Origin of the sequence: Pseudomonas sp. GM33 (assembly GCF_000282295.1) — a bacterium.
GTDB classification, from domain to species: domain Bacteria; phylum Pseudomonadota; class Gammaproteobacteria; order Pseudomonadales; family Pseudomonadaceae; genus Aquipseudomonas; species Aquipseudomonas laurylsulfatiphila.
In genome coordinates, this window is the sequence record NZ_AKJO01000068.1 from 102,240 (window position 1) to 126,490 (window position 24,251).

Consider the following 24,251-nt stretch of genomic DNA (forward strand, 5'->3'; position numbering starts at 1 on the left):
ACATCTGGAGAAGCACATGAGCATTTCTCAACACGTCGCGGTCATCACCAGCGATGAGCAAGCCCTGATTGTCGCCAGCGATCTGGCCGAAGATTTCAAACGCGACAGCGCCCTGCGCGACCGCGAGCGCCGCTTGCCACACCCGGAACTGGAAGTGTTTTCCCGCTCGGGCCTGTGGGGCATCAGCGTACCAAAGGAATATGGCGGCGCCGGTGTTTCCAACGTCACCCTGGCCAAGGTCATCGCCCTGATCGCCCAGTCCGACGGCTCGCTGGGGCAAATACCGCAGAACCATTTTTATGCCCTCGAAGTGCTGCGGGTGAACGGCAGCCACGAGCAGAACAAACGCCTTTATGCCGAAGTCCTGGCCGGCCAGCGCTTCGGCAATGCCCTCGCCGAACTCGGCACCAAAACCGCCCACGATCGCATCACCAGCCTGACCCGCGACGGCAGCGGCTATCGCATCAATGGCCGCAAGTTCTACGCCACCGGTGCGATTTACGCCCAGCGCATTCCCACCTCGGTGGTGGATGAAAACGGCGTGCAGCAACTGGCGTTCGTCCCGCGCAACAGCAAGGGCCTCACCGTAATTGACGACTGGAGCGGCTTCGGCCAGCGCACCACCGGCAGCGGTTCGGTGGTGTTCGAGGATGTCTACGTCGCGGCCGAAGATGTCATCCCCTTTCAAAGCGCCTTCGAGCGCCCGACCCCGGTCGGCCCGCTGGCGCAGATTCTCCATGCCGCCATCGACACCGGCATCGCCCGCGCTGCGTATGAGGACGCGCTGCACTTCGTGCGCAGCAAAACCCGGCCATGGATCGACGCTACCCACGAAAAAGCCACGGACGATCCACTGACCCTCAAGAGCTTCGGTCACCTGAGCACTCGCCTGCACGCCGCCGAGGCACTGCTGGAGCGTGCGGGTGAATACCTCGACAAAGCCCAAGCCGACACAAATGCAGAGACCGTCGCAGCCGCGTCGATTGCCGTCGCCGAAGCCCGCGCCTTGAGCACCGAAATCTCCCTGGCCGCCGGCAGCACGCTGTTCGAACTGGCCGGCAGTCAGGCGACCTTGATCGAACACGGCCTCGACCGCCACTGGCGCAACGCCCGGGTGCACACCCTGCACGACCCGGTGCGCTGGAAGTACCACGCCGTGGGCAACTACTACCTCAACGATGAAAACCCGCCACTGCGGGGGACCATCTGAATGGCTAAAAAGAAGATCCTGCTCAATGCCTTCAACATGAACTGCATCGGGCACATCAACCATGGTTTGTGGACGCACCCGCGCGACACGTCTACCCGCTACAACACGATCGAATACTGGACCGAACTGGCGCAATTGCTCGAGCGCGGGCTGTTCGACGGCCTGTTCATCGCCGACATCGTCGGGGTCTACGACGTTTACCAGAACTCGGTGGATGTGCCGCTGAAAGAGTCGATCCAGCTGCCGGTCAACGACCCGCTGTTGCTGGTGTCGGCCATGGCCGCGGTGACGAAAAACCTCGGTTTCGGCCTGACCGCCAACCTCACCTACGAAGCGCCGTACCTGTTCGCCCGACGCCTGTCGACGCTGGATCACCTGAGCCGTGGCCGGGTCGGCTGGAACATCGTCACCGGCTACCTCGACAGCGCCGCCAAGGCCATGGGCCTGCGCGAACAGGTCGAGCATGACCGTCGCTACGACCAGGCCGACGAGTACCTGGAGGTGCTCTACAAACTCCTGGAAGGCAGCTGGGAAAACGACGCGGTGCTGAACGATCCGCAGCAGCGGATCTATGCGCAGCCTGAGAAGGTGCACAAGGTCGAGCACAAGGGCGAGTTCTATCAGGTCGAGGGTTATCACCTCTGCGAACCTTCGCCCCAGCGCACGCCGGTGCTGTTCCAGGCTGGCAGTTCGGATCGCGGCTTGCTGTTCGCCGGGCGGCATGCCGAGTGCGTGTTCATCAGCGGCCAGAACAAGCCATCGACCAAGGCTCAGGTGGACAAGGTGCGCGCCAGTGCCGTCGAAGCCGGGCGCAATCCCGAGGACATCAAGGTGTTCATGGGCCTGAATGTGATCGTCGGCGCCACCGAAGAGCTGGCCTGGGCCAAGCACGCCGAATACCTGAGCTACGCCAGTGCAGAGGCCGGCGTGGCGCATTTCTCGGCGTCCACCGGGATCGATTTTTCCCAATATGAAATCGACGAGCCGATCCAGTACGTGAAAAGCAACGCGATCCAGTCCGCCACCAAACACCTGCAAAACAACGACTGGACCCGACGCAAATTGCTCGAACAACACGCCCTCGGTGGCCGCTACATCACCGTGGTCGGCTCACCGCAGCAAGTGGCGGATGAGCTGGAATCGTGGATCGCCGAAACCGGGCTGGATGGCTTCAACCTGACCCGCATCGTCACCCCGGAAAGCTATGAGGATTTCATCGAGCTGGTGATTCCCGAGTTGCAACGGCGGGGGTCGTACAAGACCGCTTATGACGATGGGACCTTGCGCGAAAAGCTGTTTCGCGCAGGGGCGTTTTTGCCTGAGCAACACATCGGTTCGACTTTCCGACGCTAAAAGCATCGCGAGCAAGCTCGCTCCCACATTTGGAATGCATTCCCCTGTGGGAGCGAGCTTGCTCGCGATGAGGCCCGAACAGACACCACAAACTTAATGTACTGACTGGATAGCTCATCATGAAAAAGCACTACCTCTCTCACCCAGTCAAAGCACTGGCCCTGGCCCTCGGCCTGTTCAGCTCTGCGGTTTTCGCCGCCGACACGCCGCTGAAAATCGGCACCACCGCCGCGTTCGCCATTCCCCTTGAAGCCGCCGTCGAAGAGGCTTCCAAGCAAGGCCTGAAAGTCGAGCTGGTGGAGTTCACCGACTGGATCGCGCCGAACGTCAGCCTCGCCGCCGGCGACATCGACGTGAACTACTTCCAGCACATCCCGTTCCTGGAAAACGCCAAGGCCGCCTCGGGTTTCGACCTGGTGCCGTTCGCGCCGGGGATCATCAACAACGTCGGCCTCTACTCGAAGAAATACAAAAGCTTCGACGAACTGCCGCAAGGCGCCAGCGTGGCCATCGCCAACGACCCGATCAACAGCGGTCGTGGCTTGCAACTGCTGGCCAAGGCCGGCCTGATCACCCTCAAGCCCGGTGTCGGCTACAAGGCCACCGAAGAAGACATCATCGCCAACCCGAAGAACATCAAGATCCTCCAGGTCGAAGCGGTGCAACTGGTACGTGCCTATGACGATGCCGATCTGGTGCAGGGCTACCCGGCCTACATTCGCCTGTCGAAAACCTTCGATGCGGGCTCCGCGTTGCTGTTCGACGGCCTCGATCACAAGGAGTACGTGATTCAATTCGTGATCCAGCCGAAGAGCAAAACCGACCCGCGCCTGATCAAGTTCGTCGACATCTACCAGCACTCACCCGCGGTGCGCGCCGCACTGGATAAGGCTCATGGCAAGCTCTATCAAGCCGGTTGGGAAAGCTGAGCATGACCGCCGCCATCCAACGGCGACTGGAGAATCCAGAGCCACAAAACGCCGAGCGCACCGAACTGCATCCCGAACTCAACCATGCCCACGTGCGCTTCATCGGCCTGGGCAAAACCTACAACGGCCAGCAAGGACCGGTGGCCGCGTTGCACGGCATCGACCTGGCGATCCAGCGCGGCGAAGTATTCGGCATCATCGGCCGCAGCGGCGCCGGCAAGTCGTCGCTGATTCGCACCATCAATCGCCTGGAGCAACCGAGCAGCGGTCGGGTACTGATCGATCAGGTCGACATCGGCGAATTCGACGAAAACCGCCTGGTGGCACTGCGTCGGCGCATCGGCATGATCTTCCAGCACTTCAACCTGATGTCGGCCAAGACCGTTTGGCAGAACGTCGAGTTGCCGCTGAAAGTCGCCGGCGTGCCCAAGGAACAACGCGAGCAAAAAGTCCGTGAATTGCTGGAACTGGTGGGTCTACAAGCCAAACACAAGGCTTACCCGGCGCAGTTGTCCGGCGGGCAGAAACAGCGCGTGGGCATTGCCCGGGCGCTGGTACATGACCCGCAAATCCTGCTGTGCGACGAAGCCACCTCTGCACTGGACCCGGAGACCACGCAATCGATCCTCGGCCTGCTGCGCGAGATCAATCAACGCCTGGGCCTGACCATTGTGCTGATCACCCACGAGATGGCGGTGATCCGCGAGATCTGTGATCGCGTAGTCGTCCTCGAACACGGGCGCATCGTCGAGCAAGGGCCGGTGTGGGAAGTCTTCGGCAATCCACAGCATGAGGTAAGCAAGACACTGCTGGCGCCGTTGCAACACGCCTTGCCGGAAGAACTGCAAAGCCGTTTGCAGCCACAGTCGAACGCCCCGGATGCAGCCGTGGTCCTGCGCTTGCAGTTCACCGGCAACCAACGCGACGAGCCGGACCTGGCGGCACTGTTCAGCGCCCTCGGTGGCCGCGTGCGATTGCTGCAAGGCGGCGTGGAACGGATACAGGGTCACGCCCTTGGGCAACTGCTGTTGGCGGTGACGGGCTCAACCCTCGGTGCCGAAGAATTGCGTCAACGCGCCAGCCATTGGGCGCAACAGGTGGAGGTGCTGGGTTATGTGGTTTGATCGCTTGCTGCAGGGTTTTATCGACACGTTCCTGATGGTCGGCGTGTCGTCGCTCATCGCGCTGTTGGCAGGCATTCCGCTGGCGGTGATCCTGGTCACCAGTTCCAAGGGCGGTATCTACGAAGCCCCGGCGCTGAACCGCGCTTTGGGTGCGTTCGTGAACCTGTTTCGCTCGGTTCCTTTCCTGATTTTGATGGTGGCGTTGATCCCATTCACCCGGCTCATCGTCGGCACCACGTATGGCGTATGGGCGGCCGTGGTGCCGTTGACCATCGCAGCCACGCCGTTCTTTGCGCGCATTGCCGAAGTCAGTTTGCGCGAGGTCGATCATGGGTTGATCGAAGCGGCGCAAGCCATGGGCTGCCGGCGCTGGCACATCGTCTGGCATGTGTTGCTGCCTGAGGCGCTGCCGGGGATTGTCGGCGGGTTCACAATTACCCTGGTGACGATGATCAACTCCTCGGCCATGGCCGGGGCGATTGGCGCGGGCGGGTTGGGGGATATTGCCTATCGGTATGGGTATCAGCGGTTTGATAGCCAAATCATGCTGACGGTGATTGTGTTACTGGTGGCGTTGGTGGCGGTGATTCAGTTGGGTGGGGATCGGTTGGCTCGGGGGTTGAACAAGCGATAGGCAAAGATCAAAAAATCGAAACGGACCTATCTATCGATATTCTGGGTATGGCACGCCGACGACCATGAGTGGGTGGCGGGTTTGCCAGCGCCCCCCACTTACGAGCCGATGGGCGTGTTTGCTTTACGTTTAGCCATGGCCTGTCTGAAAACATCGTTCAACACGTAGGCCGAACGTGCAACCACATCGGCGGTATTCGAAAGCATCTCAGAGCGTACCTTTGGCTGGCTATTGAATACCGCGACCGCCTCGACCAACTCATGCTTTCCTCCCGTCAACTCAATTACCTTCCTCACAAAATTAAGTTCTGTCTCTTTTGGCCATGACTTAAAGCTATCCGCACTTAATTTCCCCAGTGCGATATCACTTGCAGAACTGGCTTGCTGCTTATGGTCCTTCGTTAAATATAGATAATCTGTAGTTAAAGGGCCCTCAACAGAAAATCCAGACACAGCACCAATATGACTAATTTCATGAGCCAAGAAAAAACCAAACACAGCATCTTTTTTGAGTTTGTTCCCCTGAACAAAAATGCGTCCATGAGTGTCGCCACTCACAACCAAGCCAAAAACATTTGAATTGAATGGATTATCGACCCTAACGAGCTTATCCAGCCCTGCCGAAGTCTGATAAGACTTAGCCAATTCAGCAATTTTTCCCCATGCGCTAACGACACGGTCGAAATGAGTGCCATCGTCACCTGTCATTTTTGTAACGACCTGCTTGGCAATAGCTGGTGTTTTTTGCGCCATCCCAAAAGCATTACCAAATATCTTTTCGGTTATCGAAAGCGCGTCAACAACAGTTGTTCGCTCCTCTTCCGAAAATCCGGAAATTCCGCGGTCGCTCATGTTGTAGCCTAACGACTTAACTCGGTGTTCGACTTCATCATCCTTCCCTTCATAGAATCGCCCATCAATATCTTTTCTTGATATTGCACCATTGGAGACAAACCCATATAAATTCAGACCATTTACTGGCCCTGCGGGATCCGCACTTATCCAGCGCTGTAACCACGGCGCATAATAGCGATACCCGTAGTAAAAAAGTCCGGTCGCATCCCGTTCTTTGCCCGAGTAGCTGATGGTTTTGTACTGCGCCACCAACGCACTTTTCCCCGCCCAGCACGCTGTGCCGCCAAAGGGGTAATAGTGTTCCCGGGTCAGCACGCCTGCCCCATGGTCCAGTTCCAGGGTGCTTGAACCGAGGTGATCGCTGAGGCTGTAGCGCAGTTGATCGTCGTGAGCACCAGCGGGCCAATGCAATGCCCGTACGTTGCTGCGTCCGGCTTCGACGCTGATGACGTGATGTTCTTCACCATCGGCCTGGCGATGGATTTCCAGATTGGGGAGGTAACGGACCTCGGTGCGCAGGGTGCGACCGCTGCTTTGGGTGAATCCGACTTTGCGCAAGCGATGGCCGGGGCGGTCGTAGCGGTAGCTTTCGTAGTCGTCGGGCTCGGTTTCGCGCTGGACCAGCGTGACCCGGCTCAACTGGTTGCGCAGGTCCCAGTCCATGGCTTGGCCACGCTGCAGTTCCCGTTGATTGCCGCAGGCGTCGAAGCCCATGGCAATGTCGGGTTCTCCCGGCAATGAGCCGTCGCCCCGTTGCGCCAGGCTGCGATTGCTTCGGGTCGAGGTGAACATCGAGAAACCGGGTGCACCGCTGTGGTGGCGGGTGATCAGGTTGCCACCCTGGTCGTATTCAAATTGCTGGGTGTAATTGCGCCGCTGGTTGGGGTCCAGCGGTGTGGGCAGCAGTGTTGGCAGGGCCGGGCCGTGGCTCGGCTGGCTGACCTCCCAGCCCTGGGCTTCGACCAGTTGATACAGGCTGTCGTAGCGGTAGCGGTTGATCGGGTCGATGCGCTGGTTGTTGAAATGGGTCACTGGTTGGGACAGGTCTTGCAGTTCAACGATGTTGCCCACCGCGTCGTAGACGTAGTTCAGGTCCTGCAAGGGGGGCTGGTTGCCGATGATCGCCGTCAACCGGATCAGACGCCCGTCATCGGCTGCGTACTCGGCGTGGGTCAGTACACCATTGCCGGCGGTTTCACGTTCGACCTGATCCTGGGCGTTGTAACGGATGGCGCTGACCAGTCGTTGCAGTGGTTTCCCCTCCCCGGCCACTTGCAGCCAGGCCTCTTCCGGTTTGCCCGCGAGGTCGTAACCGAAAGTGCGGAGATTGCCCATGGCGTCGGTCTGCTGCCGTAGCTCGCCCGTGGGATTGAAGGTGTGGCGGGTGATGAACGACTGGGGTTCCAGAAGCTCGTCCCGGGCCTCGGGTTCGAGCGGCCAGTCAGGCGTTTCAAGCTCGGCGAGAAAGCGCCGCTCTTCCCGCAACACCCCTGCGGCTATTCCATACTCGGGATAGATCTGACTGCCGGCCGGGTCGTCATGACGGATCAACTGCCCGCATTGGTTGTGCTCGGCGAAAGCAGGACCGCAATCTCCATAGGTCAAGCGCTCCACCACGCGTGGCAGTTCTCCCGCAGCCTGTTCGGTGACGGTGATCGGCCGCTGTTGTTCGTCGAACCGGGTGTGACGCTGACTGCCGCGAGCATCCCAGAACGAACAGGGCGAACCCGCCTGATCCGGCAAGCTTAACTGCCATCCGCCATCGACGCTGTCTGTCAGCAACGGTTGACCGCTCAGGCCGTAGAGCGTGGTCAGGTTCGGTTTCGGCGCCGTGCCCCACAATCGCGGGTCCCAGGACTCGATCAAGTGACCCGCCGCGTCGAAGCCTTGCCGGGTAATGCGTGGATCAATCACCGGGCTGTCCGGGTGGCGGCAATAACCGACGCTGCGCACTGCCAGGGTGCGCGGGTCAATGACCGACAGCGTCGGTGTCGCGGCATGGTGATGAGCGTTCACGGAATTGACGGTCCTTCGCTTTGACTGAGGACAGACTGGGCCTTTTTGGGCCGGACCGAAACTGTAAGAAGTTACAGGTGACGCACCTCATTGAATGATTTTAGGGCCGCTTCGCGACCCAACGGGGCGGTGCGGCGGTCCGACAAGCCCCCTCGCCACAAAAGCGCCCTCGCCACAGGTCATCACTGGCCTTCGGAGGGAAGTTTTCGTACAGGGAAATCAGCGATTTTGCAGGCTCGTTCCCTTTCCTTTGCAGGACATTTCCTAGATCATTTCGCTCGCTTGCGCCTGCCAAATCCGCTGGCTAGTCTCGGCCCGTCACTGCTCATCAGTGATCGGGTTTAGTAGCCCGGATCAATAGGCGCATAGCGATTCCATGCTCATGTCCGGCAAATTTTGCCGCATGCAGAATATGGTGGCTGTGCGTGGGGCACCTTCGGGTGCACCGGTTTTCCTATTGACCGGCCTACTAACCTGCGTACAGCCGCCACCCAATCGTTTAGTAGGCGATAAGTGATGGCTCCCATGCAGCAATAGGAGTAACACTCATGGAAAAATCCGTCCCCGATCCGCCGCCCGAAACCTCCACCGAAGACCCGCTCAGGGATCGCTCAGCGCTCTACCGCGCCATCGATTTCCACCTCACCGGCAAGCAACCCGCACCACCCGATGAAATGCGCTTCTATAACGTCAGCAAGGACGTGAGCTTCGAAGACACCCAGCTCTATGTCGCCGATCTGCTGCGTTGTGCTTCGGTCACGGCGTATCAGTGTGGCGACCAGCTCAAGGGTGCCGATCGGGCGATGGTGTACTCGATCTGGCATTTGCTGGAGATTGCCAAGGCGATGGTGGATCACTCCATCGAGTGTTTGGGGATGAAAAAAAGCTGAGCCAGGCTTTAGTAATTCGTTGTCAGTGATGCAGCTTTCGCGAGCAAGCCCGCTCCCACACTTGATCTCTGGCGAACACAAACCGTTTGTTCGACGCGGTTAAATGTGGGAGCGGGCTTGCTCGCGAATGGCTGCGAAGCAGCCCCCAACTTGATGGCGTATATTGGCCAAATCTCAATTGCCCGCGCAGCCCGACGATGAAACAGACGCCCAACGACCTCGAACAGATCACCACCACGACCCTGGGCCATTACAACGCAGTGGCCGAAGACTTCCGTGAAGGCACGCGCGATCACGACGTCAGCCAGAACATCGATGCCCTGTTGCGGCACATCCAGGGTGAGGCGCCTTTCGACATTCTCGACTTCGGCTGCGGACCCGGTCGTGACCTGCAAACCTTCACCCGCATAGGCCACACAGCCGTCGGCCTCGACGGTTCGGAAAAATTCGCGCAGATGGCCCGGGACGACAGCGGTTGCGAGGTGTGGCAGCAGGACTTCCTGAAGCTCGATCTGCCCGCCGAGCGTTTCGACGGGATCTTTGCCAATGCGGTGCTGTTTCATGTTCCGCGCCAGGAATTACCACGGGTGCTGAAGCAGTTGTGGGGAACGTTGAAACCGGGTGGGGTGTTGTTCAGTTCCAATCCCCGTGGCGAGAATCAGGAAGGCTGGAACGGGCCGCGTTATGGGTCGTATCACGACCTGGCGGCCTGGCAGCAATTGTTGACCGAGGCGGGGTTTGAGGAGCTTGAGCATTACTACCGGCCGGCAGGGCTGCCGCGGGAGCAGCAGCCTTGGTTGGCGAGTGTGTGGCGTAAAGCTGTGTAGTCAGTCCCGACGCCATCGCGAGCAAGCTCGCTCCCACAGTTGACCGCGTACACCTGTGGGAGCGAGCTTGCTCGCGATGAGCGCGAAGCGCTCGCTTTTTAAACAGCCTCTTTCTTCGGCTCGCGAATCTTGTACCAGGCCACATACAGCGCCGGCAAAAACAGCAGCGTCAGCAAGGTGGCGATGACGATCCCGCCGATCATCGCGTAGGCCATCGGCCCCCAGAACACTTCCCGGGCAATCGGGATCATCCCCAGGCTCGCTGCCGCCGCGGTCAGCAGGATCGGCCGGCGCCGATGCTCGGTGGCCTGCACCACCGCATCCCACGGCGCATAACCCTTCTGCTCGTACTCCTCGATCTGGGTCACCAGGATCACCGAGTTACGGATGATGATACCGATCAACGCCAGAATCCCGAGGATCGCCACAAAGCCCATGGGCGTCCCCGTAGGCACCAGCGCGATCACCACGCCGATCAGCCCCAGCGGCGCGACGCTGGCCACCAGGAACAGCTTCTGCACGCTGTGCAGCTGGATCATCAGGAAGGTCGCCATCAGGAACAGCATCAGCGGCACAACCTTGGCAATCGGGCCCTGGGCCTTACCGCTTTCCTCCACCGTACCACCGGTGGCGACCTTGTAGCCCGCCGGCAATTTGGCTGCGAACGCGTCGATGGACGGCTTGAGGATTTTCACCAGGTCCGTTGGCTGGATCTCGTCGCGGATCGCCGCCTTGATGGTGATGGTCGGCAGGCGATCGCGACGCCACACCAGCGGTTGCTCCAGTTCGTAGCGCACCGTGGCGAACGCCAGCAGCGGAATCGACGTGCCGTTCGGCGTGACGATTTGCAGGTTCTGCAGGGTTTCCGGCGTTCCGCGCTCGGAATCCACCGCACGACCGACCACGTTGATCAGATAGATGTCGTCATCGACCTGGGTCACCGACTGGCCGCTGACGATGCCGTTCATCAGGTTGGCCACATCCTCGGAAGACAGCCCCAACTGCCGCGCCTTGTCCTGGGCGATGTCGATGCGCAGCACTTTCCCCGGTTCGTTCCAGTCATAGATGATCTCGCCGATGTGCGGGTTCTTGTCCAGCTCCGTGGCCAGGTCGATGGCATGTCGGCGCACCTGGTCGATGTCCTTGCCGCTGATCCGGTACTGGATCGGACGCCCTACCGGCGGGCCCATTTCCAGTGCCTGGACATAACTGCCGATGCCGACGAAGTCGTTGCGCAAGCGCTCGCGAAGCTTGTGCATCATGGCCTCACGGGTGTGGCCTTTGCTGACGATCACCAACTGCGCGTAGAAGGGGTTCTGCAGTTGCTGGTCCAGTGGCAGATAGAAGCGGATCGCGCCCTGCCCGATGTAGGTGCTCCAGCGCTCGATGTCCGGATCGTCCTTGAGCGTGGCCTCTAGACGATCGACAGCCCGGCGGGTTTCGTCGATCGAGGCGTTTTGCGGCAGGTTCAGGTCCACCAGGATTTCCGGGCGGTCCGAAGACGGGAAGAACTGGTTCTGCACAAAGCGCATGCAAAACAGCGCCAGCACAAAACACAGCACCGTAATGCCGATGGCCCACCAGCGATTGCGCATGCACCACAGCAGCCCGCCGTTGAACGCCTTGCCGATGCGCCCGGGTTCGCCTTCATGGGGTTTCACCTTGGTGCTGAGAATGTGCACGCCGATTACCGGCGCAAACAGTACCGCCACCACCCACGACACCAGCATCGCGCAGGCAATCACCGCAAACAGGGTGTAGGTGTATTCACCGGCCGAGCTGGCGTTCAAGCCGATCGGCACGAAGCCCGCCACCGTGACCAGCGTACCGGTGAGCATCGGGAACGCCGTGGAGGTGTAGGCGAAGGTTGCCGCCTGCTCCTTGGTCTCGCCCAATTCCAGGCGCGTCACCATCATCTCCACGGTGATCATCGCATCGTCCACCAGCAGGCCGAGGGCGATGATCAGTGCACCGAGGGAAATCCGCTGCATGGTGATGCCGCTGTACTCCATGAATACAAACACCATCGCCAGCACCAGCGGGATCGAGCAGGCCACCACCAGGCCGGCGCGCACGCCAAGGCTGACGAAGCTCACCAGCAGCACGATCACCACCGCCTCGAACAGCGCGCTGGTAAAGCCGCCGACGGCCTCCTCGACCACCACGGCCTGGTCGGACACGTTGTAAATGCCGACGCCCACCGGCAGGTCGGCGGTCAACTCGTCGATACGGGCGTGCAAGGCCTTGCCGAACGCCTGGACGTTGCCACCCTTCTGCATGGCAATCGCCAGGCCGATGGCCGGTTTGCCGTTGAAGCGGAATTCCGGCGAGGCCGGATCGACGTAGCCGCGGCTGATTTCGGCAATATCGGCCAGGCGATAGTAGCGGTCGTTGAGCTTGAGGTTGACCTCGGCGAGGTCTTTCTCCGAAGCGAACTTGCCTGACGTGCGCACCGAAATCCGCTCCGGCCCGGCCTCGATGACACCCGCCGGGGTCACGGCGTTCTGGGATTGCAGGCTCTGCACCACCTGACGCTCATCGATGCCCAGCGCGGCGAGTTTGCGCGTGGAGAAGTTCAGGTACAGCACTTCGTCCTGCTGGCCGACCATTTCGATCTTGCCCAGGCCCGGCACACCGCGAATTTCCATGCGCGCCTGTTCCACGTAATCGCGCAACTGACGCAGGGTCAGGCCGTCGGCGGTGAAGGCGTAGATCGACCCGAAGACGTCACCGAACTCGTCGTTGAACGACGGCCCCTGTATGCCCTGCGGGAACTGGTATTTGATGTCGTTGATCTTCTTGCGCACCTGGTACCAGATTTCCGGGATGTCCTTGGCACTGGTGGTGTCGCGCAGGTACACGTACACCGTCGATTCGCCGGGGCGCGTGTAGCTTTTCACGTAGTCGAGGGAATCGAGCTCTTCAAGCTTTTTTTCGATCCTGTCGGTGATCTGCTTGAGGGTTTCCTCCTGGGTCGCCCCCGGCCATTTGCTCTGGATCACCATGGTTTTGATGGTGAACGACGGGTCTTCTTCGCGCCCCAGGTTGAAATACGAGAACACACCCATCAGCAACGCGACGAACATCAGATACCAGATGAACGACTGATGCTTGAGGGCCCATTCCGAGAGGTTGAAAGGCCCTTTCATTGACTGTCCTCGTCGATTTTCACTTGCTGCCCCGGTTTGAGGCTGTTGACACCGGCACTGACCACCCGCTCGCCGTTCTTCACGCCGCCAGCCAGCACCACGGTGCTGTCGGTGCGGCTGATCACGGTGATGTCACGGGGGGAGACGGTTTTACTCTGCGCATCGATCACCCAGATGCGCGGCTTGCCATCGACCTCCTGCAGCGCGGTGACCGGCAACTCGATGCGCGGCTTGACCGCCGAGCTCAGGGTGACGCTGATGGCCGTGCCCAAGCGGAAGCCCTGTGGCGTTTCGGCCAGGGTCAGGCGGGCACGACGGGTGCGTGTCGCGCTTTGGGCCTGGGGTTCGATTTCACGGATGATGGCGGTGGTGTTGATGCTCGGATCCAGTTGCGCAGCGACCTGAAACACCACATCGCTGGGCAACTGGTCAACGAGGGTATCGGGCAGGTCGATCACCGCTTCCTTGATGTCCGGTTGCGCCAGGGTCACCACTTGCTGACCCGCCGTCACCACTTGCCCGGCCTCGGCGCTCCACGCGGTGACCACGGCTTTATGGTCGGCGCGCAGCTCGGTGTAGCCCAATTGGTCTTTGCTCTGGTTGACGGCCGCCCGGGCCTGATCGAGGGAGGCCTGGGTGGTTTTCAGGTCCGTGTTGGCCGCGTCGAGTTGCGCTTGTGCGCCGACCCCGCGATCGAACAGGGCTTGTTGACGCTGGGCACTGGCCTTGGCATTGATCAGTTGCGCCTGGATTTTTGCCAGGTCGCCCTGGGCCGAACGCAATTGGTTCTGCTGATCGGAAGGATCGAGGGTGGCGAGCAGCGTCCCCTTCTCTACCTCGGTGCCGACATCGACGTTACGGCTGGCGATCCGCCCGCCCACACGGAAGCCGGTATCGCTTTGATAGCGCGCCTGGATGCTGCCGGCGAAGCGGCCCAGATCCTCTTCGTTCAAGGTCTGGACCTTGATCGACAACACCGGCCGTACCGGTGCCGGCGGTGGTTCGCTTTTGGAACAGGCGCTCAGCACCAGCCCGATGGACAACGCCCATAAAGGCTTCATGGCTTGGCTCCCCACGTCAGATCCTTGTAAGTGTTTTCGGCAATCTCGACTTCCATGTCAGGGTGCAAGAGTTGCCCGCCCGCGATGATGACTTTGTCGCCCTCTTTCAACCCGCCGCTGATGATGACCTTGCCCGTCAGGTAGCGGCCGACAGTGACCGAATGCAACTGGGCCTTGCCCTTGTCGTCGACAATCCAGACAGCGGGTTCACTGATATTTTTGGTCAGCGCCGACCACGGCAACTCGATGACCGACTTGCCCGCCCCCCTGGCCGTGGCACTCACCACCGAGCCCAACTGCATGCCGTCGGGCAGACTGTTGAGACCGACCTTGACCTGCACGGTACCGGATTGCGCCGATACCGCCGGGGTGATTTCGCGCACGGTGCCGGTGGTTTTGATCGCCGGGTTGTCGAGCAGGCTCAGGACAATGGTGTCATCGCTCGGCTTCTCGGCCAGCAGCGATTCATAAACGTTGAACACCGCATCGCGGTCGCCGTCACGGGCCAGGCTGAAGATCGGCATCGTCGCCTGAACCACTTGACCGACCTCCGCCTGGCGCTCGGTAATGATCCCCGGCGCATCGGCGATCAGCGCCGTATAGCTCAACTGATCCTTGGCATTGGCCAACTGCGCCTGGGCGGCGCTCAAGGCGCTCTGGCTGCTGTTCAAGGCGGCCTGGGCCGAGTCATATTCACTCTGGCTGGTATAACCCTTGGGCAGGAGTTTTTGCTGGCGTACGAATGCCGCCGCGTTCTGCTTCACCCGCGCCTGTTCGGCGGCCACTTGGGCCTGGGCCGAGTCGACGTTGCTCTGCAAGTCCTTGGGGTCGAGCCGGGCCAACACTTGCTTGGCGGTCACTCGATCGCCGACGTCAACCGAACGCTGGATGATCTTGCCACCCACACGAAAAGACAGCTCCGTCTGTATCCGCGCCTGAATATCACCGGTGAGGGTAACCGGGGCCGCGTAGTCCGCCGGCTTGACGACTTGCACGAACACCCGTGGCAGGAATTCCTGCACGGGTTTTTTCTGGTCGCAAGCCGTCAGCAGGGTGACGACACTCAAGGCCATGACTACTTTGAATCCGGGAACCACCATGCAAACTCCTTGGCCTTTTTCATGTACAGCACGACAGAGAGCTTAGAACAGGATCGCAACCTTGCACGAGCGTCTTATGAAGAAAAAATTCACCCTGCCTTACGTCCAGAACACTTGCGCCAGACACCTGCCCGTAACGGACAATGGACCTCGCTCGACCCCGCCACAGGAACCCACATGCTCAACACGCTCGCGGTAGCCAACTACCGCTCGATCAACAAACTGGTGATCCCGCTGGGCCGACTGAATCTGATCACCGGCCCCAACGGCAGCGGCAAGTCCAACCTGTACCGTGCGCTGCGCCTGCTGGCGGAAACCGCCCACGGCGGCGTGGTCAATGCCCTGGCCCGTGAAGGCGGGCTGGATTCGACCTTCTGGGCCGGCCCGGAAACCCTCTCCCGGCGCATGCGCACCGGCGAAGTCGCCATCGAGCCCACCGTGCGCCAAGGCGTCAAGCGCCTGCGCCTGGGGTTTGCGGGAGACGATTTCGGCTACTCGATCAGCCTCGGCCTTCCCGATTCCAATGGCCATTTCATGTTGCCCGGACGCAGCATGCCGACACCGTCCTATTTCAGCCTCGACCCGCAGATCAAACGTGAATGCCTGTGGGCCGGCGCGTTCTACCGCCCGGCCAGTTTGCTGGTCGATCGTGACGGCCCGATGATCCGCGCCCGCGCCGAGCGCAAGTGGGATGTGCTGGCGCAGCACACGCCGACGTTCGACAGCCTGTTCGATCAGGTCGGCAGCCTGCGCGGTTCGCCGGAAGTGCTGGAGATGCGCGAGTTCATCCGCCGCTGGCGCTTTTACGATCATTTTCGCAGCGATGCCGATGCTCCGGCGCGTCAACCGCAACTGGGCACTCGCACACCAGTGCTGCATCACGACGGACGCGATCTGGCGGCGGCCCTGCAGACGATCATCGAAATCGGCGATCCCGACGCCTTGCGGGCGGCGATCAGCGATGCATTCCCCGGCGCACGACTGAACATCGAACCCCTGCCCGGTGGGCGCTTCGCCATCGAGTTCTTTCAGGAAGGTCTGTTGCGGCCGCTGTCAGCCGCCGAGCTGTCGGACGGAACCTTGCGTTACCTGCTGCTGGTCGCGGCGCTGCTGACGCCACGGCCGCCGACACTGATGGTGCTGAACGAACCGGAAACCAGCCTGCATCCGGATCTGCTGCCGGCGCTGGCACGCTTGATCATCCGTGCCTCGGCGCAGTGCCAGGTGTGGGTGGTGTCCCATGCCCGGCGCTTGATTTCGGCGTTGCAGGAGGACCCGGACTGCAACTGCATCGTGCTGGAAAAAAATCTTGGCCAGACCGGGATCGTGGGCCAGCGCATGCTGGATGAGCCGGCATGGTATTGGCCGGATTGAGCGCATAAAACCCAAAAAGATCGCAGCCTTCGGCAGCGCCTACAAAGGTTTGCATGGACCCATAGGAGCTGCCGAAGGCTGCGATCTTTTGTTTTCAGTCGTAAAAAAAACGCCGACGCTAAATCAGCCGTCGGCGTTTGAAACCGTGAAGGGGTTTGCTTCGCGAATCAGAACGCTGGCAATACCGCGCCGCTGTACTTCTTCTCGATGAAGGCTTTCACTTCCGGGCTGGTCAGGGCCTTGGCCAGTTTCTGGATGGCAACGCTGTCCTTGTTGTCAGGACGGGCCACCAGGAAGTTCACGTAAGGCGAGTCGGCACCTTCGATCACCAGCGCGTCTTTAGCCGGGTTCAGACCCGCTTCCAGCGCGTAGTTGGTGTTGATCATGTCCAGGTCGACCTGATCCAGCACACGCGGCAACATCGCGGACTCAAGCTCCTTGAACTTGAAGTTGTGCGGGTTCTTGGCGATGTCTTTCGGGGTGGCCAGGGCGTTTTTCGGGTCTTTCAACTCGATCAGGCCTGCCTTCTGCAGCAGGATCAGGGCACGGCCGCTGTTGCTGCCTTCGTTCGGGATGGCAATGGTCGCGCCGTCTTTGAGCTCAGCCAGGGTTTTGACTTTCTTCGAGTAGCCGCCGAAAGGTTCGACGTGCACACCGATCACGGTTTCCAGGTGAGTGCCTTTGCCTTCGTTGAAGCTCTTGAGGTACGGCAGGGTCTGGAAGTAGTTGGCGTCCAGACGCTTCTGGTCGACCTGCACGTTCGGCTGAACGTAGTCGGTGAAGACTTTGATTTCCAGGTCCACGCCTTCTTTGGCGAGGGTTGGCTTGATCAGCTCAAGAATCTCGGCGTGTGGAACCGGGGTCGCGGCAACCACCAGTTTCTCGCCAGCCTGGGCCAGGCCCGCGGTCAGGGCAGCCGCCAGTGCGGTGAACAACAGAACCTTTTTCATGCAGTGTCCTTATCGAAAATCACAGTCGCTTGTGGCGACGGCTTGAAGATGAGAGTGCCAGTGAAGTGCTATCGCTGGCGTGAAGCGGACAATACCGGGATTTTTTATTCCCGAACAATAACGTTTATTCAGCTTCATATTCCATTTTGTTCATACAACCCTGTAGGAGCTGCCGCAGGCTGCGATCTTTTGCTCTTGATCTTTGGCGGCCCGAATTTGCGAGGATCAAAAGATCGCAGCCTTCGGCAGCTCCTACAAAAGCCGGGCGTCTTGCAGGAGGTTTTTCAGGGCTGCTTGTTCGGCGGCTGATCCATTGGCGAGAATCTGCTTGATCTGACTGTCGATCTGCGCCAGCGGATCAGGCAGGTTCAAATGCTCCGGCAAAATCTCGTCGCCCGTACTCACCAGCAGCGCAAAGTGAATGATGTTTTCCAGCTCCCGGGTATTGCCCGGCCAACTGTGGCGTTCCAGCACAAGCTGCGCCGCTTCGCTGATCAGCGGCACCGGCAGGTCGAGGCGCTGGCTGTAGATGCCGAGGAAGTATTCGGCCAGCGGCAGGATGTCCCCCGTACGCTCGCGCAGTGCCGGCAGTTCGAGCGGGCCTTCGCTGAGGTAGTGATAGAGCCGTTCATGGAATTTTCCGGCGGCCACCGCCTGGGCCAGGTCGATGCTGGTGGCCGCCACCAGCCGCACATCCACCGGGCTCGGCTGCTGAGCGCCGACGCGAGTGACTTCGTGGTTCTCCAGGGCGGCTAGCAGCTTGATCTGGATCGGCAGCGGCAGGTCACCGATTTCGTCCAGGTACAGCGTGCCGCCGTTGGCCGAACCGAACCAGCCGGCACGACTGCTCGCCGAACCGCTGTAGCTACCCGCCGCATAGCCGAACAGCTCGGCGTCGGCGTAGGTCGGGCTGATGGCGCCGCAGTTGACCGACACGAACAACCCGCCGCGATCACTGGCGCGGTGGATATGACGGGCCAGCAACTCCTTGCCGGTGCCGGTTTCGCCACGGATCAGCACCGAGACTGAACGCGTGGCCAGTTGCTCAAGGTCTTCACGTAATTGCCGCGAACGCGGATCGACAAACACCAGCGCCTTGGCGCGAATGCTCAGGGGACTTTTTTCGGCGTCGGGAAAGGTCAGCAGCGGCTGACCGAAGGTTTCAAAGCTCATGGCAGACTCCCGCCCAAAACCGCCGGGAGACGGGGGCGTTAAATAAAGAAAGTGTTCAAGCGCGGCGCAGGGCGTGGTGTTCCATGCGGTTTTGCAGGCGATAGAGATAGGCAAAACCCTGCTCCCAACGCTGGTGACCGGACTTCACGTTGATATGCCCCGCCCCCGCCAGAATCCCCGCCTCGGCACCCCAGTTGCGCGCCAGTTCCAGGGCTCGCGGTGCACTGACGGCGCTGTCGTTGTCGGAGCTGACGACCTGGCTGGGGAACGGCAGCAAATCCGTCGGGATCGGTGCGAAGTTGCGCAAGGCCGGTGCACAGGCCGGGCGCTCGACGTCCGCCGGGGCGACCAGCAGGGCACCGCGCACCTGACGCAGAAATTGCACAGGCGCGGTGGCCGCCCAATGGGCGACGGTGATGCAACCCAGGCTGTGGGCGATCAGGATGACCGGCGTGCTGTCGGCGGCAATCGCCTCGGCCAGCGCCGCGACCCAGTCTTCACGGCGCGGCGTCAGCCAGTCGGCCTGCTCCACCCGTGCGCTGTTCGGCAGGCTGTTCTGCCAGTGGCTTTGCCAATGATCTTCTGGCGATCCTTGCCAGCCCGGCACAATCAGGTAGCGAATTGATTCGTTGCGCATGGGGGAGCTCTCCTGCTGCGTGTCTGTTCCCGGTCGAGTATAGGGAGGAGAGTTATATTCGTTAAGGAATAAGAAGCTATTTATTAAGACCTACATCGAATATCAAACACCCCCCTGTAGGAGCTGCCGAAGGCTGCGATCTTTTGATCTTGATACGCAAAATCAAAAGATCGCAGCCTTCGGCAGCTCCTACAGGTTTGGTGTTTTGCATCGGTATAAAAAAGGGGCCGCACCCTGCCAAGGAGACGGCCCCGGAAAACGAAAATCCGTTAGCGCGCAGTAATCACCGACAACTTGGTAATCCCTGCCCGTTCAATCGATGCCATTGCCCGCGCCACCTCGCCGTAATTCACACCGTCGTCCGCCTGCAACTGCACGCGCACCTCGGGGTCCTTGGCCTTCGCCGACTTGAGGTTGAACTCCAGCAAGTCCGGCTGTATCTCGTCCTTGTTGATGAACAGTTTGCCGGCACCGTCGATGCTCACCACCAACGGGTCCTTCTGCTCCACCGGCGCTACCGCCTCCGTCTTGGGCAGGTTGATCGGTATCGCGTTGGTCAGCAGCGGTGCGGTGACGATGAACACCACCAGCAACACCAGCATCACATCCACCAGCGGCGTCACGTTGATCTCGCTGAGCACCTCATCGGTGTCTTGTGTGGAGAAGGCCATATCAGGACGCCTCCTTCACTTTCTGCGCGTTGCCCTGGGCTGCCACCTTGTGCGCCGTCGGGTGGATCAGCACGCGGAACGAACTCTTCTGCGCCAGGCTGTAGAAGTCGTGGGCGAAGTCATCCAGATCCGCCGCCGTCAGTTTCAAGCGACGCAAAAAGTAGTTGTAAACCAGCACCGCCGGCACCGCGACGGCGATCCCCACGCCCGTGGCGACCAGTGCCGCGCCAATCGGCCCAGCGACCGTTTCAAGGCTTGCCGAGCCCGCCGCGCTGATGCCTTTCAACGCTTCCATGATTCCCCACACCGTGCCGAACAAGCCAATGAACGGCGAGGTGCTGCCAATACTCGCGAGCACGGCCAACCCGGTTTCCAGCGACCGGCGCTCGCGCACGATCTGCTGGCGCAAGGCTCGCTCCAGACGATCCTGATGGTTGATCGCCTGGCTCAAGTCTGCCGCCTGTGGCGTCTCGCCCACCTGGATGGCCGCATAACCGGCCTGCGCCACCCGGGCGGCCGCACCAGGTCGGGTTTCGCTCAGTTCGGCCGCCGAGTCGAGACTCGAAGCGGCCCAGAACTGCTGATGAAACTTTCGATCCTGTGCCTTCAGGCGACCGAACTGCACGCCCTTGAGCAATGCCAGGCCCCAGGTCGCGACGGAAAAAACCACCAGCAGCCAGATCACCGCGCTTTCGATGGATTCAAGTGGAGAGGCCAGTAACGTCATGATGTATTCCTCGTGTAAACGTTTCGCGCGAAATTGGTTTCTGTTTAATGAATCTTGAAATCGATGGGCACGCTGACCCAGCCGTCCTGGGCGACATCACCTTGCTTGGCCGGCACGAAACTCCAGCGCTTCACCGCGTTCAGCGCGGCATCATCCAACGCATCACGACCACTGCTTTTCTGGATCTGAATCTCGCCCGGCTTGCCGCTGGCCAACACATGCACGCGCAACAACACCGTGCCTTCCCAGCCGCGACGCTGGGCCAGCGACGGGTATTCCGGCGCCGGGTTTTTCAAGTAGCCGGCGGTGGCGGAGGCCGGTGTTACGGGCGCTGGGGCCGGCGGTGCAGGTGGTGCCGGGGCCGCGACGGGTGCTGCCGGTTGTGGCGGTGCGGGTGGCTGCTCAACGGCTTTTGGCGCCGGTTTCGGTAGCGGTTTGGCGACCGGCTTGGGCTTGGGAACCGGCTTCGGTGGAGGCGGCTTCACCGCCAGTTCATCCTCCACAGGCGGTGGTGGCTCAATCACGGGTTGTACGGGTTGCGGTGGCGGCGGCTCGACCACCGGTGGCGCCGGACGCGAGAACTCGATCGTCATGGGCGGGACTTCTGGCGGCACGATCGGCAACACCGGGGTCGGTTTCTGATTGACCCAATAGATCACCGCGCCATGCACCAGCAACGCCAGCACGCCCAGCACAATTGCTTCACGCCGGCGAAGGACGCCTTTGGGGGCTCGCTGCAAACGCAACTGCCCCAAGGGCACCCGGTGCGGTCGGCCGAGGTCGACCAATTCGCCACCGGGTGCCTGGCGCCAAAGCACCTCATGTGCACCGGCGGCGATCTGGACATTGCCCATTGTTTAACTCCCTGCGGTCTCTTTGCGGATAACCGGAACGTCGTGCTGAACATCCCCCGACGACGCCCCGGTAGAACAATCATTGGCTTGAACGCTTAGCTCTTAAAGTAATGTTTAAACTTATGTTTAGACTTAAAACGAATAACCAAAACCCTCAACCCACCGCCAGAGCCCGCCGTTCAAGGGCTCTGGCGCAACGGAAAAAATCCGATGCTTTGCGGGCATTGAAAGTATGCTTTCGAAGCATGCGTTTTCGCCGTCAGAAGTCGTATCGGCCGGTCACGCCGAGCGTGCGTGGCGTACCGAGCAGGCCTTCATAACCACCATTGGCGGCCGTCCACAGCGTCGTGTAGTAGGTTTTGTCGAAGGCGTTTTTCAGCCACAACGAAACGTCCCACTGCCCCTGGTTGAAGTCGCCGCGCAGACCGGTGGACAGGTTGACCACCGCATAACTCGGGATCTGCCCGAAGTCGGAGTCTTCCACCGTGCCCACCGCTTTGGAGCGGAATGCATAACTGGCGGTGACGTACTCCTCGAAGCCGTTGCTCAGGTTCCACTTGTATTCGCCGTTGGCATTGCCGATCCATTTCGAGGCGCCGACCACTTGATGGCCAGTGAGGTCGCAAGACGCTGGCGCGCCCGGCGCCAGGCTGACTTCCGGCGGGCACGGTGCATCCTTGTAGGAGAGGTAGCTGACGTCGTTGTACGAACCGTTGATGTTCAGCGTCAGGCCGCGCAGCGGGATCAAGGTGCTTTCGAACTCCACGCCATGGGAGCGCACGGAACCGGCATTGGTCAGGTATTGCACGCGATTGACGTCGTCATAGGCGTTGGTCTGATAGCCGTTGACCTGGGTCCAGAACAGGTTGGCGTTGAGTTGCAGGCGACGGTCCCACAGGGTGCTCTTGAAGCCGAGTTCGGCGTTGTTGGCGCGCTCGGTGCCGATCAGCAACGAGTCGGCACCGGCCACTGGCGCCATACCGACAGCCAGGTTGACCCCACCGGATTTTTCGCCGTGGGACAGCGTGGCGTAGGTGAGCAGGTCGTCGGTGAAGTGGTAGCTGAGGTTCAACAGCCCCGACGGACTGGCGCTGTACTGGTTCAGATCGCCGGAATCGTAGGCGCCCGCACGAGCGCGTCGTGCCGCGGCCGCCGCGCCGGTGACTGCGGCACCACCGGCGGGTGCATTGCGGGTCACCCAGGCGTTTTTCTCTTCATAGGTGCCGCGCAGGCCGGCAGTGAAATCCAGGCGTTCGGTCAGGTGCCAGGTGCCCTGTGCGAACAGCGCGAAGCTGTTGGTTTCAATATGACCGTTGCCGACACTGTCGATGTTGTTCAGCGCACCGTTGGGCGTACCACTCCAGATGTCCGCTTGCGGTCCGTAAAAGGTGAAGGATTTGTTGTTCAGGTCGGAGCCGAAGTAATAGGCGCCGAGCACGTAATCGAAAAACCCGCCGGTAGGCGACGCCAGGCGAAACTCCTGGGAGTACTGCTTGTCCTCCACCGAAACCCCGGCGTTGTAGAAGACGGTGGCGTTCAGGCCGTCATCATTGCGCGGGGTGAAATTCCACCAGCGATAGGCGCTGATGGACGTCAGGGTGAAGTCGCTCGGCAGCGTCCAGTTGGCCTCCACCGACGTGCCGCCCTGATGCACGGTGACATGCTGGTCGTTGTTCAGGTTGACCTTGCGGTGGGTGCCGTCGACCAGTGTCGCGCCCGTGGCATTGGCCCGGGTCTGGTAAAGGTTGGTGCCATTGATGGTCGGCCCGGTGTTGAACAACACGCGGGTGCCGGCGCTGGAATCTTCTTCGTTGTAGTCGCCGATCCAACGCAGGTTGAACGATTCGTTCGGCTTGAACAGCAACTGGCCACGGAAGCCATCGCGCGAGCCGCCGTTCAAATCGTGGCCGTCGAATTCGTTCTTGATATCGCCGTCGCTGCGGGTGCGATACGCAGAAAAGCGCCCGGCGAGCTGGTCATTCAGCGGGCCGGAAATCGTGCCCTTGGTTTGGAAGTAACCGTCCTCGCCCACCGAAGACTCGATGCTGCGTTCCGGGGTGAAGGTCGGAGCGCGGGTGCTGATGTTGATCACACCGGCCGTGGTGTTCTTGCCGAACAAGGTGCCTTGCGGACCGCGCAGCACTTCGAGCTGCTCGATGTCCATCAGGTCGAATACAGCCATGCCCGGCCGGCCGAGGTAAACGTTATCGAGGTACAGGCCGACACTGCCTTCCAGGCCATCGCTGGCCGGGTTGTTGCCCAGGCCACGAATCGACACGCTGGACTGGCGCGCATGCATGTAGGCGACGTTGACGCTGGGCACCAGTTGCTGCAGATCCTGGATGCGATAGACCCGCTGGGTTTCCAGGGTCTGGCCGCTGACCACGCTCATCGGGGTGGGTACGTCCTGCGAGCTTTCTTCGCGGCGGCGAGTCGTGACCGTCACGGTTGCCAGTTGGGTATTGTCGGCCGTGGCGGTTTTTGCCGGGGTGGTTTCAGGGGTGGCGCTTTCGGCCGCATAGCCTTGGGTCCAGCTGGCGCTGCCTGCCAGTAGCAGGGCCAGGGGCAGGCGTTTGAGCCGTTGGGGTGAGGAGGTTTGAGCAAAGTGCAACGGACTCATAAGGCGGGGTTCCCGATCAAAAAAAGTTCTTTGTTGCTTGCCAGGCCGCCTTCGCGAGCAAGCCCGCTCCCACACTGACCGTGTGAACACTGGAGATC

At 60.7% G+C, this 24,251-nt stretch carries 19 protein-coding genes; 8 read left to right on the forward strand and 11 right to left on the reverse strand.

Annotated features, from left to right (window positions below; genetic code table 11):
• The first annotated feature begins 16 nt into the window (after positions 1–16).
• The 5 genes from PMI26_RS20165 (at position 17) to PMI26_RS20145 (ending at position 5,250) form a co-directional block, all read left to right on the forward strand.
• Positions 17–1,210: an SfnB family sulfur acquisition oxidoreductase gene (locus PMI26_RS20165; protein WP_007972902.1), complete on the forward strand. Its 1,194-nt coding sequence runs from the start codon at positions 17–19 to the stop codon at positions 1,208–1,210.
• Positions 1,211–2,563, forward strand: a complete 1,353-nt coding sequence (locus tag PMI26_RS20160) for an LLM class flavin-dependent oxidoreductase (protein WP_007972903.1) — start codon at positions 1,211–1,213, stop codon at positions 2,561–2,563.
• A gap of 119 nt (positions 2,564–2,682) precedes the next feature.
• On the forward strand, positions 2,683–3,492 hold the full coding sequence (locus PMI26_RS20155) for a MetQ/NlpA family ABC transporter substrate-binding protein (protein ID WP_007972906.1): 810 nt from the start codon (positions 2,683–2,685) through the stop codon (positions 3,490–3,492).
• 2 nt (positions 3,493–3,494) lie between these two features.
• Entirely contained in the window at positions 3,495–4,616 is a 1,122-nt protein-coding gene (locus PMI26_RS20150) for a methionine ABC transporter ATP-binding protein (RefSeq protein ID WP_007972907.1), read from the forward strand.
• The gene (locus PMI26_RS20145; RefSeq protein ID WP_007972909.1) at positions 4,606–5,250 is read left to right on the forward strand and encodes a methionine ABC transporter permease; all 645 of its coding nucleotides are present in this window, start codon (positions 4,606–4,608) and stop codon (positions 5,248–5,250) included. The genes PMI26_RS20150 and PMI26_RS20145 overlap by 11 nt, the downstream gene beginning before the upstream one ends.
• A 98-nt stretch (positions 5,251–5,348) precedes the next feature.
• Here PMI26_RS20145 and PMI26_RS20140 read toward each other — a convergent pair whose 3' ends face one another.
• A complete protein-coding gene (locus PMI26_RS20140; RefSeq protein WP_007972911.1) occupies positions 5,349–8,120 on the reverse strand; it encodes an RHS repeat domain-containing protein in 2,772 nt (923 codons plus the stop codon).
• A gap of 548 nt (positions 8,121–8,668) precedes the next feature.
• On the opposite strand from PMI26_RS20140, the gene PMI26_RS20135 reads away from it, so the two are divergent.
• Both PMI26_RS20135 and PMI26_RS20130 read left to right on the forward strand, forming a co-directional pair.
• The gene (locus PMI26_RS20135) at positions 8,669–9,010 is read left to right on the forward strand and encodes a DUF6124 family protein (protein ID WP_007972913.1); all 342 of its coding nucleotides are present in this window, start codon (positions 8,669–8,671) and stop codon (positions 9,008–9,010) included.
• 197 nt (positions 9,011–9,207) lie between these two features.
• Positions 9,208–9,837 (forward strand): class I SAM-dependent methyltransferase, encoded by a 630-nt coding sequence (locus tag PMI26_RS20130; protein ID WP_007972914.1) that lies wholly within the window; start codon positions 9,208–9,210, stop codon positions 9,835–9,837.
• 98 nt (positions 9,838–9,935) lie between these two features.
• Here PMI26_RS20130 and PMI26_RS20125 read toward each other — a convergent pair whose 3' ends face one another.
• From PMI26_RS20125 to PMI26_RS20115, 3 genes are read right to left on the reverse strand one after another with little or no spacing between them, the layout of a single operon-like run.
• Positions 9,936–12,986 carry an efflux RND transporter permease subunit gene (locus PMI26_RS20125; RefSeq protein WP_007972916.1) on the reverse strand — a complete coding sequence of 1,017 codons (3,051 nt, stop codon included), beginning with the start codon at positions 12,984–12,986 and terminating at the stop codon, positions 9,936–9,938.
• Positions 12,983–14,047 carry an efflux RND transporter periplasmic adaptor subunit gene (locus PMI26_RS20120; protein ID WP_007972919.1) on the reverse strand — a complete coding sequence of 355 codons (1,065 nt, stop codon included), beginning with the start codon at positions 14,045–14,047 and terminating at the stop codon, positions 12,983–12,985. Before PMI26_RS20120 ends, PMI26_RS20125 begins: the two co-directional genes overlap by 4 nt.
• A complete protein-coding gene (locus PMI26_RS20115) occupies positions 14,044–15,147 on the reverse strand; it encodes an efflux RND transporter periplasmic adaptor subunit (protein ID WP_007972920.1) in 1,104 nt (367 codons plus the stop codon). The genes PMI26_RS20120 and PMI26_RS20115 overlap by 4 nt, the downstream gene beginning before the upstream one ends.
• A 177-nt stretch (positions 15,148–15,324) precedes the next feature.
• Here PMI26_RS20115 and PMI26_RS20110 point away from each other — a divergent pair, with 177 nt between their 5' ends.
• Positions 15,325–16,521, forward strand: a complete 1,197-nt coding sequence (locus PMI26_RS20110; protein WP_007972922.1) for an AAA family ATPase — start codon at positions 15,325–15,327, stop codon at positions 16,519–16,521.
• A gap of 167 nt (positions 16,522–16,688) precedes the next feature.
• On the opposite strand, the gene PMI26_RS20105 is transcribed toward PMI26_RS20110, so the two are convergent.
• The 7 genes from PMI26_RS20105 to PMI26_RS20075 all read right to left on the reverse strand — a co-directional run bounded on the left by PMI26_RS20105 (position 16,689) and on the right by PMI26_RS20075 (position 24,153).
• Positions 16,689–17,471 (reverse strand): MetQ/NlpA family ABC transporter substrate-binding protein, encoded by a 783-nt coding sequence (locus PMI26_RS20105; RefSeq protein WP_007972924.1) that lies wholly within the window; start codon positions 17,469–17,471, stop codon positions 16,689–16,691.
• Between the two features lie 252 nt (positions 17,472–17,723).
• On the reverse strand, positions 17,724–18,644 hold the full coding sequence (locus PMI26_RS20100) for a sigma 54-interacting transcriptional regulator (RefSeq protein WP_007972926.1): 921 nt from the start codon (positions 18,642–18,644) through the stop codon (positions 17,724–17,726).
• 55 nt (positions 18,645–18,699) lie between these two features.
• Complete coding sequence (locus tag PMI26_RS20095) at positions 18,700–19,281, reverse strand: alpha/beta hydrolase (protein WP_007972928.1); 582 nt, start codon at positions 19,279–19,281, stop codon at positions 18,700–18,702.
• A 269-nt stretch (positions 19,282–19,550) separates the two neighbouring features.
• Positions 19,551–19,952: an ExbD/TolR family protein gene (locus tag PMI26_RS20090; protein WP_007972930.1), complete on the reverse strand. Its 402-nt coding sequence runs from the start codon at positions 19,950–19,952 to the stop codon at positions 19,551–19,553.
• Position 19,953: 1 nt separating this feature from the next.
• Positions 19,954–20,679 carry a MotA/TolQ/ExbB proton channel family protein gene (locus PMI26_RS20085; protein WP_007972931.1) on the reverse strand — a complete coding sequence of 242 codons (726 nt, stop codon included), beginning with the start codon at positions 20,677–20,679 and terminating at the stop codon, positions 19,954–19,956.
• Positions 20,680–20,723: 44 nt separating this feature from the next.
• Positions 20,724–21,533: an energy transducer TonB gene (locus tag PMI26_RS20080; RefSeq protein ID WP_007972933.1), complete on the reverse strand. Its 810-nt coding sequence runs from the start codon at positions 21,531–21,533 to the stop codon at positions 20,724–20,726.
• 259 nt (positions 21,534–21,792) lie between these two features.
• On the reverse strand, positions 21,793–24,153 hold the full coding sequence (locus PMI26_RS20075; RefSeq protein WP_007972934.1) for a TonB-dependent receptor: 2,361 nt from the start codon (positions 24,151–24,153) through the stop codon (positions 21,793–21,795).
• Positions 24,154–24,251 lie beyond the last annotated feature (98 nt).